The sequence below is a fragment of the Mesorhizobium sp. M4B.F.Ca.ET.017.02.2.1 genome (assembly GCF_003998955.1).
Lineage (GTDB): Bacteria > Pseudomonadota > Alphaproteobacteria > Rhizobiales > Rhizobiaceae > Mesorhizobium > Mesorhizobium abyssinicae.
The window spans coordinates 1-14,852 of the sequence record NZ_RZOF01000134.1; the positions used below are offsets into that span (position 1 = coordinate 1).

The 14,852-nt window shown below is 64.8% G+C and carries 14 protein-coding genes; 8 read left to right on the forward strand and 6 right to left on the reverse strand.

The genetic code is table 11. The features are described 5' to 3' along the window. The 5 genes from EN738_RS17415 to EN738_RS17435 all read left to right on the forward strand — a co-directional run. Positions 1–369, forward strand: a 369-nt coding sequence (locus EN738_RS17415; protein WP_348629094.1) for a putative PEP-binding protein, incomplete at its 5' end; no start/stop codon positions are given. Positions 370–376: 7 nt separating this feature from the next. After that, the gene (locus EN738_RS17420) at positions 377–808 is read left to right on the forward strand and encodes a hypothetical protein (RefSeq protein ID WP_127284758.1); all 432 of its coding nucleotides are present in this window, start codon (positions 377–379) and stop codon (positions 806–808) included. A gap of 77 nt (positions 809–885) precedes the next feature. Continuing rightward, positions 886–1,872, forward strand: coding sequence for a dihydroxyacetone kinase subunit DhaK (dhaK, locus tag EN738_RS17425; protein WP_127284759.1), 987 nt, complete (start codon positions 886–888; stop codon positions 1,870–1,872). Positions 1,873–2,002: 130 nt separating this feature from the next. Then, complete coding sequence (locus EN738_RS17430; protein WP_127284760.1) at positions 2,003–3,022, forward strand: nucleotidyltransferase family protein; 1,020 nt, start codon at positions 2,003–2,005, stop codon at positions 3,020–3,022. Continuing rightward, a complete protein-coding gene (locus tag EN738_RS17435) occupies positions 3,015–4,031 on the forward strand; it encodes a formyltransferase family protein (RefSeq protein WP_127284761.1) in 1,017 nt (338 codons plus the stop codon). The genes EN738_RS17430 and EN738_RS17435 overlap by 8 nt, the downstream gene beginning before the upstream one ends. A 1-nt stretch (position 4,032) precedes the next feature. Here EN738_RS17435 and EN738_RS17440 read toward each other — a convergent pair whose 3' ends face one another. Genes EN738_RS17440 through EN738_RS17450 form a run of 3 tightly spaced genes read right to left on the reverse strand, consistent with a single transcriptional unit; the run spans position 4,033 to position 5,731 of the window. Further along, positions 4,033–5,013 (reverse strand): serine kinase, encoded by a 981-nt coding sequence (locus tag EN738_RS17440; RefSeq protein WP_127284762.1) that lies wholly within the window; start codon positions 5,011–5,013, stop codon positions 4,033–4,035. Further along, complete coding sequence (locus EN738_RS17445; protein WP_127284769.1) at positions 5,010–5,444, reverse strand: lasso peptide biosynthesis B2 protein; 435 nt, start codon at positions 5,442–5,444, stop codon at positions 5,010–5,012. Before EN738_RS17445 ends, EN738_RS17440 begins: the two co-directional genes overlap by 4 nt. Further along, positions 5,444–5,731, reverse strand: a complete 288-nt coding sequence (locus tag EN738_RS17450) for a PqqD family protein (protein ID WP_127284763.1) — start codon at positions 5,729–5,731, stop codon at positions 5,444–5,446. Before EN738_RS17450 ends, EN738_RS17445 begins: the two co-directional genes overlap by 1 nt. A gap of 996 nt (positions 5,732–6,727) precedes the next feature. Between EN738_RS17450 and EN738_RS17460 the strand changes: the two genes are divergently transcribed. Both EN738_RS17460 and EN738_RS17465 read left to right on the forward strand, forming a co-directional pair. Beyond that, entirely contained in the window at positions 6,728–8,635 is a 1,908-nt protein-coding gene (locus EN738_RS17460; protein WP_127284764.1) for a propionyl-CoA synthetase, read from the forward strand. A 303-nt stretch (positions 8,636–8,938) separates the two neighbouring features. Next, positions 8,939–9,646 (forward strand): metallophosphoesterase family protein, encoded by a 708-nt coding sequence (locus EN738_RS17465; protein WP_245494566.1) that lies wholly within the window; start codon positions 8,939–8,941, stop codon positions 9,644–9,646. A 23-nt stretch (positions 9,647–9,669) separates the two neighbouring features. Here EN738_RS17465 and EN738_RS17470 read toward each other — a convergent pair whose 3' ends face one another. Continuing rightward, positions 9,670–10,662, reverse strand: a complete 993-nt coding sequence (locus EN738_RS17470) for an NmrA/HSCARG family protein (RefSeq protein ID WP_127284766.1) — start codon at positions 10,660–10,662, stop codon at positions 9,670–9,672. A gap of 159 nt (positions 10,663–10,821) precedes the next feature. On the opposite strand from EN738_RS17470, the gene EN738_RS17475 reads away from it, so the two are divergent. After that, positions 10,822–11,754, forward strand: coding sequence for a LysR family transcriptional regulator (locus EN738_RS17475; RefSeq protein ID WP_127284767.1), 933 nt, complete (start codon positions 10,822–10,824; stop codon positions 11,752–11,754). A 91-nt stretch (positions 11,755–11,845) separates the two neighbouring features. On the opposite strand, the gene EN738_RS17480 is transcribed toward EN738_RS17475, so the two are convergent. Together EN738_RS17480 and EN738_RS17485 are read right to left on the reverse strand one after the other, a co-directional pair. Then, positions 11,846–14,230, reverse strand: a complete 2,385-nt coding sequence (locus EN738_RS17480) for a polysaccharide biosynthesis tyrosine autokinase (protein WP_127284768.1) — start codon at positions 14,228–14,230, stop codon at positions 11,846–11,848. Between the two features lie 167 nt (positions 14,231–14,397). Further along, the coding region (locus tag EN738_RS17485; RefSeq protein WP_245494567.1) for a sugar phosphate nucleotidyltransferase at positions 14,398–14,852 on the reverse strand (455 nt) is incomplete at its 5' end.

Genomic DNA, 14,852 nt, shown 5'->3' on the forward strand with positions numbered 1-14,852 from the left:
GCGCACACGATGCCGCCGCTCGGCATCATGGTCGAGGTGCCTTCTGTGGCGATTGCGCCGGAAGCTTTCGCAAACGTCGCCTTCTTCTCGATCGGCTCCAACGACCTGACGCAATATGTGATGGCGGCGGCCCGAGACAATGCCGCCGTCACCTACCTCAACTCGGTTCGGCATCCGGCGGTTCTTAGGTTGATGGAAGCGGTGGTGCGCTTCGGACGCGAGACGGAGATCCCGGTCAGCCTGTGCGGTGATGCCGGCGGCGATCCGGCCGCCATCCCGGCGCTGCTCGAAACCGGCCTGCGCGACCTCTCGGTCGCCCCAGCCCAACTCGCAATGGCGAAAGCGGCCATTGCGGAAGTCCCGGTCTAGGCGCGGCATGGCCGAGGCGGAGAAGATACCCGAAGCCGGCTCGGAAGAGGCGATCCGCGCCTACAAGACGATCCTGTCGCACGTCATCGACCAGCGGCCGTCCGGCATGCGCCAGCGGCTGGCGGACGCGCTCGGCAAGCATCGCAGCTTCGTCACCCAGATCTCCAGCCCGGCCTATTCGATCCCGATCCCGTCAAAGCATCTGCCTTCGATCTTTTCCGTCTGCCATTTCAGCCCTGCCGAGCGCGACCAGTTCCTCGCCGCCTATCACCAGGCACATCCGGGCAAGATGTCGGCGGCCTCCGGCCTGCGCAAGACGCGCCATGTCTCGCTCATCGTGCCGGATTTCGGCGACGACAAACAGAATGCGGCGCTCGACCGGGCGATCAACGACTTCATCCAGAAGATCACCAGCATCGCCGGCAAGGGCAGCGGCTAACCAGGCAATTCCAGGAAAAGCAGCGGTTTTCCGTTCGGAATTGCATAAAAATACGAGACTGTTCCGGGAGGACAGCCATGAAGAAATTCATCAATGCGGTGGACACGGTGCTGACCGAGAGCCTCGACGGCTTCGTCGCCGCCCATTCGGATATCCTTGTGCTGGGTGATGAGCACAAGTTCGTCCGCCGGAGGGCGCTGAAGCCGGGCAAGGTGGCGCTGATCTCGGGCGGCGGCTCGGGCCACGAGCCGCTGCATGGCGGGCTGGTCGGCCACGGCATGCTGGACGCGGCCTGCCCCGGACAGGTGTTCACCTCGCCGACGCCCGACCAGATGCTGGCGGCGGCCGGGGCGGTCGACACCGGCGCAGGCTGCCTGTTCATCGTCAAGAACTATGAAGGCGACGTGATGAACTTCGACATGGCGGCCGAAATGTCGGAAGGCGTGCTGCAGGTAGTGACCAATGACGACGTCGCGGTCGAGAACTCGTCCTACACCACCGGCCGGCGCGGCGTCGCCGGCACGCTGGTGGTGGAAAAGATCGTCGGCGCGGCGGCCGAGCAAGGCATGGCGCTGAAGGAGCTCAAGGCGCTCGGCGAGCGCGTCAACGGCGCGACGCGCTCGATGGGCGTGGCGCTGACCAGTTGCACCGTGCCGGCGGCGGGCAAGCCGACCTTCGAGATCGGCGACGGCGAGATGGAATTCGGTGTCGGCATCCATGGCGAGCCCGGCCGGCGGCGCGACGCCCTGAAGAGCGCCGACGCCATCGCCGAGGAAATCTGCGCGGCGATAACAGGCGATCTCAGCGGCCGCGCCAGAGGGCCGGCGCTGCTGTTCGTCAACGGCTTCGGCGGCACGCCGTCGATGGAGCTCTATTTGATGTACAACAGCGCCCGCAGGATCTTCGAGACAAGCGGTGTGAGCGTTGCCCGCTCGCTGGTCGGGTCTTATGCCACGTCGCTCGACATGGCCGGCTGCTCGATCACGCTGACCATGCTCGACGACGAGATGACGACCCTGTGGGACGCGCCGGTGCATACGGCGGCGCTGCGCTGGGGGATGTAGCCTCGAGGGATACCTCTTCGCCAAGTCAAATCAGGCGTGAGGTTCGTTGCCGTCGCACTGGTTTCCATGGTGCTTTTCTGCAACCATATTGGCGACACAAGTCCTCCATCGCGCAACACCGAACGGGTTGATGCTGCCACCACTTGCGCCTGCCGACGAAAAACTGCTGCTGAACTACGCCGATCCGGAGGCGCGCATGGCCGTGGTTCCGGCGGCGGGAACCCTGCTGGCCCTGCTCGACAATGCCGAATTCCACGGCGTTCTGCCGATCATGCTGCGCAAGCTTCGGGAAGCAGGCGATGCGCATCTGCCGCAAGATCCGGCCCTGCAAGCGAGATTGACCGAACTGCGCGAGGCATCGACGCTGGTCACCGGCCAGTCCATGCTGCTGCAATATCATGGCGAGCGCATCATGAAGGCGCTGGCGGCGAAGGACATCCCAGCGCGGATCGTCAAGGGTCCGGTCTTCGCGCGCAAGCTCTACAAACATGTCTCGGATCGGCCGTTCACCGACATCGACATCCTGGTCGAGCCGGCCAGCATCAACGACGCCAATCAGGTGATCGCGGCCTCCGGCTTCGAGCTCCACAGCGGCGAAGCCCAGTCACACGATTTGCAGGAGTTCAAATGGCTGGAAAAGGAGAATTCGAGCCTGCTGATCGAACTGCACGGCAATCTGGTGCATGATTCTGGCATGCGGCGGCGGCTGTCGCTGGGTTTTCGCGAATTGCAGGCCATCGACGGCGCCGGGACCGACACGCCGGCGGCGCTGCTGACCATCGCCATCGTGCATGCCGCCGGCGGACACAAGTTCCACCGGCTGCAGCTTTGCGTCGACGTGCTGCAGGGCGTGCGGGCTTTGCCATCACCGGAAGCGGAAGCGCAGTTGCTGGAGGCCGCGCGCATGACCGGCATCGAACTCGAACTGGCGACGGTGCTCGACGTGACCGGCCGGCTTTTCGACGAGCCGCGCGCGCTCGACCTCGCCGACCGGATCAAGCCTGATCTCGGCATCCGGCTGGCCAGGCGGCTGATCACCCGCGAGACCCTGCTCGGCGTCAATTCCAGGGACAAGATGCGCTCGCGGCTTCGTCGCGACGCATTCCGCTGGATCCAGCGGCTGGCGAGGCCGAGGCCGTATCGTGCCTGATCACGCAGCAGCCCCGGACAAGCCGATCTCGGCCGTGTTCATCATCGAAATCACGCCGATCACCGCCCCGATGCTCGCCGGCTGGCTGGAGAATGGCCACCGCGTCGCCGCGATCGTCGTGCCTGGTCCGCGGCCCGGCAAACAGTCGAGCTTCGGCACATGGCGGCGACGCTGGAGGCGCAGGCTTGTGCTTAGGCAGCATCTCGTTCGCGCCGAAGTGCCGCTGATCGAATTCGGCCGCCCGCATGACTGGGCGGCACTGTGCCAACGCCTCGCCGGTTTCAACGCGGACGTCCTCATCACTTTCGGGTTTCCTACCCTTATTCCGGAGACCGTGCTGAAGCTGTTCGCGAAGGGCGGGCTGAACCTGCATCCGGCGCTGCTGCCCAACTACAAGGGCCCGCATCCGATCGCGCGGCTCGTCCTCGATGGGCAAGATGAGACGCATGGCGGGGTCAGTCTGCACAAGATGACGTCCGGCTTCGACGAGGGCGACATCCTGGCCCAGATCGCGTTTTCTCCCGGAGATTGGCAGTCGACGGCGACGCTGTCGCGGGCGCTGGCCAGCGGAATGAAAATGCTGGTGGCGGAGGCCGCGTCCGATCACAGCGCCGGCGTGCTCGAAGGCATGCCGCAGCCGGAGGGCACCTTCACCTGGGCGCAAGTCGGCCGCACGCCGGTAGTGGTCGGCAGTCAATGGTCGAGCGCCCATGTCGCCAAGATCTGGCGCGTCGTCGGGCGCGCCGTCGCCCTCTATGTGCAGATAGACGGCAAGCTCGCCCGGCTGGCGCACCCGATCCGCCGGCTCGGACCGGCGACAGGCGAACCGCCGGCGAGGCGGTGGGGCATGATCGAATTCGATTGCGCCGACGGCCGCGTCGCGCATCTTGCCTATAGTGGCTTCGCGCGGCAACTGACGCGCTGGCAACGCGCGTTCAGCCGGGTCCGGCTCGGCCAGCGGTTCTTTGAAATACGCCGCTTTGGGAAGCGGACCGAAGGATCGCGCTGATTCAGGCCGCGGACAGGGTGGACTGGATCAATCGCGCCGCATCGGCCGGCCGCGCGCCCACCTCCAGGGTGAAGGTCGGCACTGTGGTGACCAGCCTGGCGATCGTCGCCAGCCGGTTTTTCTGCACCTGCAGCAGGCCGGTCATGCCGGTCCTGACATTGTCGGCGGCCAGCGCGACCATGGCGTCGGTCCTGGCCATGGGATGAAGCCTGCTCTCGCCATCGGCGGAGCGGGCAAGATGCAGCAGCGCCGAGACCGGCCTGGCGACAATGCTTTCGACGCGCAATATCTCGCCGAGGCGCTCGAGCGACACGGCCTGTTCGCCATTGCGGTCCCAGGAGGGGCCGAGGCAGGGCAAGACGAGCGGGACAAGTTCGGCCGTCTTGCGGTGGATCTTCACATGGCGAGGCAGGCCCCAGGCAACGGCCTTGTCCGGCGCCACGTCGAGGATCATGGAATCGTCGGCGCAGAGGCCGAAGCCTTGCGAGGCCAGCGCCAGCGATGTCGTGGTCTTGCCGGTGCCGCTCGGCGCGTGGATGAGGACCACGGCATCGCTCTGCGGCAGCGTCAGGCCGGCGGTGTGCAGCATATACTGCCCACTGGCGTCGAGCGCGGCCTCCAGCACCAGCATCCACGCCGTCCAGGTGACCCTGACGCCCGGGCCGGTGCGGATTTCGGCCCGGCGCTGGCCGGCATGGATGGAAATCGTCTGCCGGCCGGGAAAGACCAGGTGGACGACGTCGCCGCCATCGATCATCCGGCAATGGCCGTCCTCGGGCACTTCGCCGTCGAAGGCAAGCGTTCCCTCCGGCGTCTCGAGCAGCGTCGGTGTCTCGACGATGTCGATGCGAAAGCCGGCATCGACGGGTTCGGTGGCGCTCAGGCCCGAGAGCATCCGGTCGAGATCGCGCCAGAGCTCGGCGCGTTCGGCCGATATGCCGACGACCTGACCGTTGAGGGCGTAGCTGACGGAAGCAGTCAAGCGGCGCGCGCCTTTCCGGGCTCGGCATGATGGCGGTAGATTTCGACCATACCGGGAAGGCTGTCGCTGACCACCGGCCGGCCCTCGAGGCAGACCCAGCAATGCGCCGACAGGCGCGGCGCATGCAGCGATTGCGGATCGACGCCGAAGCGCAGGTCCGGATCGAAGCCGGCGAGACGCAGGAAGCGATGGGCAAGCAGGCCCTCCCTCAGGCATCTGCGGTCGCGCATCAGCCAGGGATGCCTGACCGCGCGGTTGACGCTGGCGACGATGTAGGCGGACGGCAGGCCGCGATAGGGAGTCGGCGACGTCAGCGGCGCCCATTTCAGCACCGCTTCGAAGTCGCGCTTGCCGACGAGGGCCGGCATCAGCCGCGCGCTGGCCCACAGATGGGCGCGAAACAACGCCCGCAGCAGCGGCCCGTCAGCCATCATGCACCGGGGTCGGCGAGGATGCCTTCCGCCACCAGTTCCGCGGCAAGCGCCGCCATGTCCTGGTCGAGCATATCCTTGTCGACCTCGAACTCGTCGCAAAGCAGATCGACGATCTGGTCGAGGCTGCGCGCGCCGTCGACCTTGTCGAGAAAGGCTTCGGTGGTGCCGTTGCAAGTATAGAGCTGGCCGCTGCGCGCCAGAAGCACGACGGCGCCATCGCCGACATGCTGCACCGAGGCGTCGTCGGCCAGCCGCAGAACCATCTCAGATGCGATTTCGACCATGGGCCATCTCCAGTCCATGCAAAAATGCTGGAGAGCCATTAGCGCGGCAAGGCGGTGCTGTCCATTGCTCTGACGGCCTGCCCGCGACGGGCTGCGGCCCGGTTGGCGAGGAAAATCACGCGCGTGAGGGTTGCGGCGCAGCGGTCACGGCGGACAGCTTTTCGCGCTTGCTCCACACCGCCCTTTGGTAGGCCTCTTCATGGCAACCCCGGAAACGACCGACGACCGCAACTGACAATGAACGCCATTGCCCGGCAAGCTGGCAAAAACCGGGGGGTGTTGCCTTCTTTCCCCTAAGTAAGCTATGGAATCGCCGGGGTTTGGGGAAAGGGTGACGAGTATGCGTTACAATTGGGATAGGGCTCCGACGGCGTTCGAACGCCATCGGAGAGCACTTGCGGCTGCGATACTGATCGCCGGCGGCGTCGGGTTGATGCTCGCGGCCTTGCCGCTTTAAGCCGGCAAACAGTGCCGACAGTCAGGAACGGTGCCGTGGCACCGTCGCCAGGGTTTGCCTGCCCCGGCCGCGCCGGCGCTGTTCAGCGCGCCTGGCCTGTCACCGCGATGAAGCCGCTGTCGCGACCCCTTCGAAGCCCTGGCTGAAGCGCAGCACCAGCACGGCGATGACCGCCGGCTTGCCCTCGGGCGCGAATTCGTAGGCCTCCGACGGGAGTAGGAGGTCGGGCAGTTCCCCGAGCCCGGCACCGCCTTCTCCTCGTGCAATATCTTCAACGGCTTGCCGTCCTGGCCCTGCAACGTCAGCCGGAAGCCGAGCGCCTTGCCCGATACGCCATCTTGCTGCGTCTCGAAGCTCGCCGAGCAGTCCGCCGTGCTCGCGGCCTGGCCCAACGCATGGCGGGCAGCTATCGGCATGCCAAGGTGCCGGATATTTGCGACCGAGGCGAGATCGGCCATCGACGAAATTCGGGGAAGACATGGCCGGCCGGAAGGGCATAGGCTATTTGGGGGTGGCAAATTTTCCGGGGAGGAAGCTGGATGGCGTCACGCTACCACGAGGTCTATGAGAGCTGGAGGCGCGACCCCGTAAGGTTCTGGGCCGAGGCGGCCAAGGAGATCGACTGGTATTCACCGGCCGAACGCGTCTTCGACGCCGAGGCCGGCGTCTATGGCCGCTGGTTCACCGGCGCGACCTGTAACACCTGCTTCAACGCCATCGACCGCCATGTCGCCGGCGGCCGCGCCGACCAGGTGGCGCTGATCCATGACAGCGCGATCACCGGCACGATCCGGAAATATACCTATGTCGAACTCAAGCGCGAGGTGGTCGCGCTTGCCTCGGTGCTGAAGAACCGGGGCATCGGCAAGGGCGACCGCGTCATCATCTACATGCCGATGGTGGCGGAGGCGGCCATCGCCATGCTCGCCTGCTCGCGCATCGGCGCCGTGCATTCGGTGGTCTTCGGCGGGTTTGCCTCGCATGAGCTTGCCACCCGCATCGACGACGCCAAGCCGAAGCTGATCATCTCGGCATCCTGCGGGCTAGAGCCCGGCCGTGTCGTGCCCTACAAGCCGCTGCTCGACAAAGCGATCGAGATGTCCAGGCATAAGCCCGATGCGTGCCTGATCCTGCAGCGCGAGCAGCTGCGCTGCGAGCTGAAGGACCACTACGACATCGACTATGCCGACGCGGTTGCGCGCGAGCGGGCCGCCGGCGCCAATGTCGACTGCGTTCCGGTGCTGGCCACCGACCCGCTCTACATCATCTACACATCGGGCACGACCGGCCAGCCGAAGGGCATCGTGCGCGACAATGGCGGCCACATGGTCGCCTTGAAATGGACGATGGAGAACGAGTTCGGCGTCAAGCCGGGCGAGGTGTTCTGGGCGGCCTCCGATGTCGGCTGGGTGGTCGGCCACTCCTACATCGTCTACGGCCCGCTGCTGCATGGCGCGACCAGCATACTTTTCGAAGGCAAGCCGATCGGCACGCCGGACGCCGGCACCTACTGGCGAGTGATATCGCAGCATGGCGTGGTGGCGCTGTTCACCGCGCCGACCGCGTTCCGCGCCATCAAGGGACAGGACCCGCGGGGCGAGTTCGTGCCGAAATACGATTTGTCGAAATTCCGCGCGCTGTTCCTCGCCGGCGAGCGCGCCGATCCGGAAACCATCAAATGGGCCGAGCAGAAGCTCGCCGTGCCGGTCATCGACCACTGGTGGCAGACCGAGACCGGGTCGCCGATGACCATCAATCCGGCCGGTCTGGGGCTATTGCCGGTTAAATACGGTTCGCCCGGCGTACCGATGCCAGGCTACGACATCCGCGTGCTCGACGATGCCGGCCACGAAGTGGCGCGCGGCACGCTGGGCAATGTCGTGGTCAAGCTGCCGCTGCCGGCCGGCTGCCTGCCGACGCTGTGGAACGCCGACGGCCGTTTCCGTCAGGCCTATCTCGAGGAGTTCCCCGGCTTCTACAAGACGGCCGACGCCGGCATGCTCGACGAGGACGGCTACCTCTATGTCATGGCCCGCACCGACGACATCATCAACGTCGCCGGCCATCGGCTGTCGACAGGCGCGATGGAGGAAGTGCTTGCCGCGCATCCCGACGTCGCCGAATGCGCCGTCATCGGCATCGCCGACGCCATGAAAGGCCAGGTGCCGCTCGGCTTCGTCGTGCTCAACGCCGGCGTTTCGCGCGATACCGCCCTCATTGAAAGCGAGGTGGTGGGACTGGTGCGCGAGCGCATCGGCCCGGTCGCCGCCTTCAAGACGGTGGTGACGATCAAGCGTCTGCCCAAGACCCGCTCCGGCAAGATCCTGCGCGGCACCATGCAGAAGATCGCCGACAAGGAGGAATGGACGATGCCGGCGACCATCGACGACCCCGTCATCCTCGACGAGATCACCGCGGCGCTGAAGGGGCGCGGCATCGGGGTTTAGCCGGCCTGCATCATCGCCTGCAACTGCGGGACCAGCCCAGGCGCAAGGGCGATTGCCAGCCGATGACAGCGAGGCCCAAGACGGCTTAACTGCCGGTTCCCCACGCCTGAAGTAACGAACGAGTAATGTTCGCGCCGGTATGGAAATTCCGGCCGAGCATGATATCGAGGCTTCATGCGTGCCGTGTGACATGCTCCCTGAAACTGGGATAGACCCCTAGCGAGCATCGAGCCTCAATCCGTGAGCCTGTTCCAGCGATCGAGACGACCCCGGACCGCGCCGCGCGACCGCCTGGAAATGGATATGCAGGACACGGTCGTCTATGCAATCGGCGACGTGCACGGCTGCTACAACGAATTGCGGTCGCTGGAGCAGAAGATCCTGCTCGATGCGCTGCCCTTTCGCGGCCGCAAGATCATCATCATGCTCGGCGACTATGTCGACCGCGGCCCGAACTCGAAGCGCGTGCTCGATCATCTCGTCGCGCCGGCGCCGAAAGGTTTCCTGCGCGTCTGCCTGGCGGGAAACCACGAGGCCGCGATGCTCGGCTATCTCGACGGCTATCTGTCGCGCGAGCTGTGGCTGGCGATCGGCGGGTTGGAGACCCTCTATTCCTACGGAGTCGACCCGGCGCGGCTCTCTGACCTCTACGGCTCAAGCGACGAGGTCGACCGGCGCATCCGCGAAGCCATTCCCGCCAGCCATGTCTCCTTCATGCGCACACTGCCGGTGATGGTCTGCTCGCGGAAATTCGTCTTCGTCCACGCCGGCATCAGGCCCGGCATCGACCTCGTTGACCAGGACGAGGACGACCTGCTCAACATCCGCACGGAGTTCTTCGAGCAGGCTCACCTCCTCGACCGCTGGGTGGTGCATGGCCACACGATCGTCGATGCGCCGAAGTTCGAGGGCCACCGGCTCGGCATCGATACCGGCGCCTTCCGGAGCGGCCGGCTGACCGCGGTCAGGATCGTCGGCAAGCACGGCAAGCTGCTGTCTTCGGCGAGTTAAGGAAGAGCACGGCGTCGCCGCTCTCAGATCGGCGCAAGCTCGGCCTCGGCGGCGGCGCCATAGGACAGCAAGTCGCCCTGCCATTTGCTGCGCTTGAGGAACTGTTCCCAGGTCAGCGCATTCGGATCGATCTTCCGACTCCAGGTCAGATCGCGCCCGGGAGCATAGTAGCCATATTCGACGGCATATTCGACCATGCCCACCAATTCGCGCACCAGATGCTCGTTGCTGGCGAAACCCGGAAAATGGCGCAACAAGTCTTCGCGCGAGTATGCAGAGGCGTAGCGCGCGCGCTTGCCGGTGACGCGCACAAACGTGTCCACCATTTGCTGCGCCGAGATAAACTCGCCGATCACGGGCAGCGCCTCCCCGGCGTATCGCGCGGGGTGATCGAAGATCTCGCGCACCGCTGGACCGGCCGCAGTGAGCGGGTCGCAGAACGGCACGGGGACGTCCGGAGGCAAGTATATGGCGAAATCTATGCCGTCCTCCACACCTTGCGGCACGTAGTATTCCAGGAAATTGGTGTAATAAAACGCCAAGTATACAAACGAGCTGCGAAGGGGTAAGCTGCGGATGTAATCCTCTACCTTTGCCTTGTCCGTGAAATGCGGTGCCCACTTGGTGCCGCCGGTGATCGCTTCGACATTTTCGAGCGCGCTGAAAACCACGTGTTCGACACCAGCGGCCACTGCCGCGTCGGCCAACTCCTTTCCGAGGTTGAGTTCGGGTTCCGCCGGCGGCACCTTGACGATCGGCGGCGTCATCAAGAACGCCCCGGCCGAACCTCTCAGTGCTTCGGTCAGTTCGGCCTGCCGGCCGAGTTCCAGGGGCGCCACCACGACCTCGGCCCCCTTCTTCGCCAAGGCTTGCGCTGGTTGGCTGTCGAGACGTCGAGTCAGGGCGCGCACGCGGTAGCGTCCACTGTCGAGCAGGGACTTGGCGACGCTGCGACCCTGCTTGCTCGAGGCCCCGACAACTGTGATCAGGGGTTTGGAGGTATCGATCTGGCTCATGCTGATTATATCCCGGCTTGAGGGCGAAATCGCTTCGGCCCCGGACAGACGACCACGCCTGGCCGCCGAAAAGCGTGCCGCGACGTTTGGCTCAGCAAGAGTCTCGGACGATTCTACGTATTTTTGAAATCGCATAAGTGATCGGCTACTATCCATTCCATGGATACCAAACGCCTTGATCTCAATCTGTTGGTTACGCTGGAGACGCTGCTGATCGAGCGCAACGTCACGAAGGCGGCTGCCCGACTGCATCTGAGCCAGCCAGCGGTAAGCGCCCAGTTGAACCGCCTCAGACAAGAGTTCGACGACCAACTGCTGATTCCCGCCCAGCGAGGGATGACGCCGACGGCCAAAGCAATGGAACTGCTCGACCCGTTGCGCCAAACCCTTGATCAAGTTCGCGCCACGGTCAGCTCGCATCGGAACTTCAATCCGGCGAAGGCCAGGCTGATCTTCGCGATTGCCTGTACGGACTATCTGCAAGCTGCGATAGTCAGGCCGCTTGTCGTGGAGCTCAGGACGCTAGCACCGGGCGTTCGCGTTGCGATACGCAATCTGGACCTGCCGCAATTGGAAGCGCAGATGGCGCGCGGTGATGTGGATTTGGCACTGATGACGCCGCAGGAGGCCCCGCAAGGTCTTCGCGCTCGACATCTATTCGATGAGCGCTACGTGCTTATCGGCCGCAAGAAGCATCCGCGGCTGCGGGAAGGAATCACGGTCGCTGAATTTGCCGAGTTGGAGCAAGTGGTCGTGTCCCTGGAAGGCGGCGGCTTCGCGACACCGGTAGACAGTGCTTTGGCCGCTCTCGGACACAAGCGTAATGTCGTGCTCTCCGCGGCTTCGTTCCTGTTCGTCCCCGAGATCGTGTCTCGCTCGGATTTCGTCGCGCTGGTCCCGGAACGGCTGGTGCGTGATTCCGTGGACAAGCTTGACGTGATGGACTGTCCGTTTCCCGTTGAAGGCTTTGCGGTGGGAATGGTGTGGCATGAGCGCAGCCATGGACACAGCGGCCAGCGCTGGATCCGTGAGACCGTAGTCTCGCTTGTCGCGCATGAATCCTCGTCTCGGGCGCGCCATGGTTCCAACTAGACCGGTTCGGCGTTCATTGAAACGCCGAACCGCTCTGTCTCTTTGGCGCGATTTCGGACGGAAAACCGTCCACGCCTTTTCAGGAATTGCGTCACGCAGCCTGTTTGGTGCGCGCGTCCGACTTCTCCAGATAGTAGGTCGAATAGCGGTCGAAGAATTTCTCGGAGCCACCGAGCGATCCGTATTTCGCCAGCCGCTTCAGATCGACCTTGTTGAGCACGGCGCCAATGATCTTGTTGGCGACGTAGGGCTCCGATTCCAGCATCGAGCGCACCATGGCGCGCGGCGTGCGGCCCCATTCGGTGACCAGCACGAATCCGTCGACGAGCGGTGCGAAGGCCTTGGCGTCAACCACGGGACCGAGCGGCGGCAGGTCGACGACGATGTATTCGAACGTTTCCTTGGCGTTGTCGATGAAGCGGCGCATGCCGGCCGAGGAGAGCAGCTCGCTGGTGTGCGAGAACTGGCCGCGCAGCACCGCCGGGATGATCGCCAGCTTGGTCTGCCGGTCGACCTTGCCGACCGACTGCCAGGTCTGGCCGCTGACCACCGCTTCCATCAGCCCTTGCTCGGTTTCCATGCCAAGGCTGCGGCTGAGGCCGGGATTGCGCAGATCGCCATCGATCAGCAGCGTCCTGGCGCCGTTGGCGGCCAGCAGCCCCGCCAGATTCGCTGCCACCGTCGACTTGCCCTCGCCGGGCAGAAGCGAGATCACGCCGATGACGCGGCTGCCCTGACCTTCCATCACCACGTCGAAGGCGATCTTGGCGTTGCGCAGCGTTTCGGCGAACATCGATGCCGGCGCATCGATGCTGACCCGCATGCGCGCCCGTTTCTCCGCCGCCGACAGGCTGGCGACCTTGGGATCGGTTTCGGCGTCGTCGGGCTTGTTGTCCTTGCCGGACCTGCCGCCGCCGATCGTCGGCAGGTAGCCGAGGAATTTGAGGCCGACGCGGTCGCGGATGTCGTCGCCGGTCCTGAAGAAGCGCTCGTTGAACTCGTTCAGGCCGCCAAATCCGGCGCCGGCCAGCACACCGAGCACGAGGAAGAGCGCCAGCACCTTGGACGTGCGCGGGCTGGCGGCGGAGAGCGGCATCGTCGCATCGGAAATGATGCGCACCTTGCCGACCGGGAAGGACTGCTGCTGCGAGGCCTCCTCATAGCGGCCGAGGAACGTCTGGTAGAGCGTGGTGAGCGCCGTCGCCTGCTGGGTCAGATCGCGCAGCTTGACCTGCGACTGGTTGTCGATGGAGCTCTTGCCGGCCGCGTCGGCGATCTTCTGCCTGAGCGCCGTCTCACGTGTCTGAGCCACCTCGTACTCGTTGCGGTAATTTTCGGTAAGCTGCTTCAACTCGCCGAAGATCTGCGCCGACACATCGGCCTTCTCCTTGGCAAGCGCCACCGCCTGGGGATGGTCCGCGCCATAGTTGGCCGAAACGTCCTGCAGCCGCTTGGCGATGGCGAGATAGCGGGTCTTGAGCGTCGTGATGACCGAGCTGCTCGGCTGATCGCTCGCGATGGCGGAATCGTTGAAGGCGTTGTCGGAGCCGCTGTCGACGATCGCCTTGTATTGCTGATAGCGGGCGCTGGCGCGAGCCGTGTCGGCCTGCGCGACGATGAGCTGGGCATTCAGGTCGGCGAGCTGCTTGTCGCTCATCAGCTGCCCGTCGCTGTTGGCGGACAGTCCGTGCTCGGCCCGGAACATCTCGACCGCCATCGACGCCTTCTGCGAGCTTTCGCGAAGCTCCGTCAAGCGGCCCTGCAGCCAGACCGCCGCGCGTTCGGTGGCGTCGAAGCTGGCGTTGAGCTGGTCGGCCAGATAGGCCTCGGAATAGGCCTTGGTGATCGCCGTCGCCAGCGCCGGATTCGGCGACTGGTAGGCGATGGCGATGACGTAGCTGCGGCCGTTGCGCTGCGCCAGCACCTCGTTCTGCAGCTTCAGCACGGCGTAGTCGTGGCTCGCTTCCTTGATCATGGCGTCGCGCGTGGCGGCGTCGACATTCTCGATGCCGGGGAGCTGGTCGGCGGAGCTGCTGCGGAAATAGCCGATCACGCCGCGCACGAAACCGATGCCCTTGGCCAGAGCCGATTGCGGCGGGTTCATGAAGTCCTGGTTCTGGTCGAGCTTCAGCTTGTCGACCACCACCGAAGCCAGGCGCGCCGAGTTGATGATCTCGATCTGGCTGAGCAGGGCGGCGTCCGTCTGCATGGTGACGGAGGCGGCGGAGATGTCGTCGACGACCTTGTTCAAGCCCTCGTCGATCAGGACGCTGGCGACCGACATGTACTGCTTGGGCGTGGTCTGCAGATAGAGCACGCCGAGGAACAGGCCGATGACGGCGCACACCGCCACCACCTTGACCTGCCGCGCGGCCATGCCGAGCAGGCGTTCGATGTCGATGAAGTCCTCACCTTTTTCCGCGTCCGCGCTGGGCAATGGCATCCTCTTGTCGAGGGGAAAATTGGCATAGTTCATCGTCGGTCCAATTCCAGGTTGCAGGCTCTATCGGCCTTCGAAGATTGGCGTCGTCACCAGAAAAGACCACGCAACATTCATGCCAGAAAGCGCTTGGCCGGGTAGGCCAAGCGCGGCGGCGTTTGTCGCGCCATCATCGATACGCATATGCACCCAAAAGATGGGCATTATGCGGCTTCTTCCCGGCGCTCGTGCGTCCGGACGAATTGCTGCAGCATCTCGAAGACCGGTCCTTTCATGTCGTCGCGCGCAAGCGCAAAGGCGATGGTGGCCTCGATGAAGCCTTCCTTGGAGCCGCAGTCGAACATGCGGCCATTGAAGGGCTGGGCATAGAAGGACTGGCTCTGCGCCAGCCGCACCATGGCGTCGGTGAGCTGGATCTCGTTGCCGGCACCGCGCTGCTGGTTGCCGAGCAGGGCGAAGATCTCCGGCTGCAGGACATAGCGGCCGTTGATGTAGAAGTTCGACGGCGCATTGGCGGGCGCCGGCTTCTCGACCATGGCGGTCACCTCGAAGCCGCTGCCGATCTCGGCGCCGCGGCCGACGATGCCGTATTTGCTGGTCTCGCTCGGCTCGCAACGCTCGACGGCGATGACGTTGCCGCCGGGGCGCTGATAGAGGT

Bases quoted from the DNA above. Each gene is read 5' to 3' on its own strand.
- EN738_RS17465 (WP_245494566.1), top strand. From the start codon at position 8,939: ATGCAGGACACGGTCGTCTATGCAATCGGCGACGTGCACGGCTGCTAC.
- dhaK (WP_127284759.1), top strand. From the start codon at position 886: ATGAAGAAATTCATCAATGCGGTGGACACGGTGCTGACCGAGAGCCTC.
- EN738_RS17420 (WP_127284758.1), top strand. From the start codon at position 377: ATGGCCGAGGCGGAGAAGATACCCGAAGCCGGCTCGGAAGAGGCGATC.
- EN738_RS17470 (WP_127284766.1), bottom strand. From the start codon at position 10,662: ATGAGCCAGATCGATACCTCCAAACCCCTGATCACAGTTGTCGGGGCC.
- EN738_RS17480 (WP_127284768.1), bottom strand. From the start codon at position 14,230: ATGAACTATGCCAATTTTCCCCTCGACAAGAGGATGCCATTGCCCAGC.
- EN738_RS17475 (WP_127284767.1), top strand. From the start codon at position 10,822: ATGGATACCAAACGCCTTGATCTCAATCTGTTGGTTACGCTGGAGACG.
- EN738_RS17460 (WP_127284764.1), top strand. From the start codon at position 6,728: ATGGCGTCACGCTACCACGAGGTCTATGAGAGCTGGAGGCGCGACCCC.
- EN738_RS17445 (WP_127284769.1), bottom strand. From the start codon at position 5,444: ATGGCTGACGGGCCGCTGCTGCGGGCGTTGTTTCGCGCCCATCTGTGG.
- EN738_RS17430 (WP_127284760.1), top strand. From the start codon at position 2,003: ATGCTGCCACCACTTGCGCCTGCCGACGAAAAACTGCTGCTGAACTAC.
- EN738_RS17450 (WP_127284763.1), bottom strand. From the start codon at position 5,731: ATGGTCGAAATCGCATCTGAGATGGTTCTGCGGCTGGCCGACGACGCC.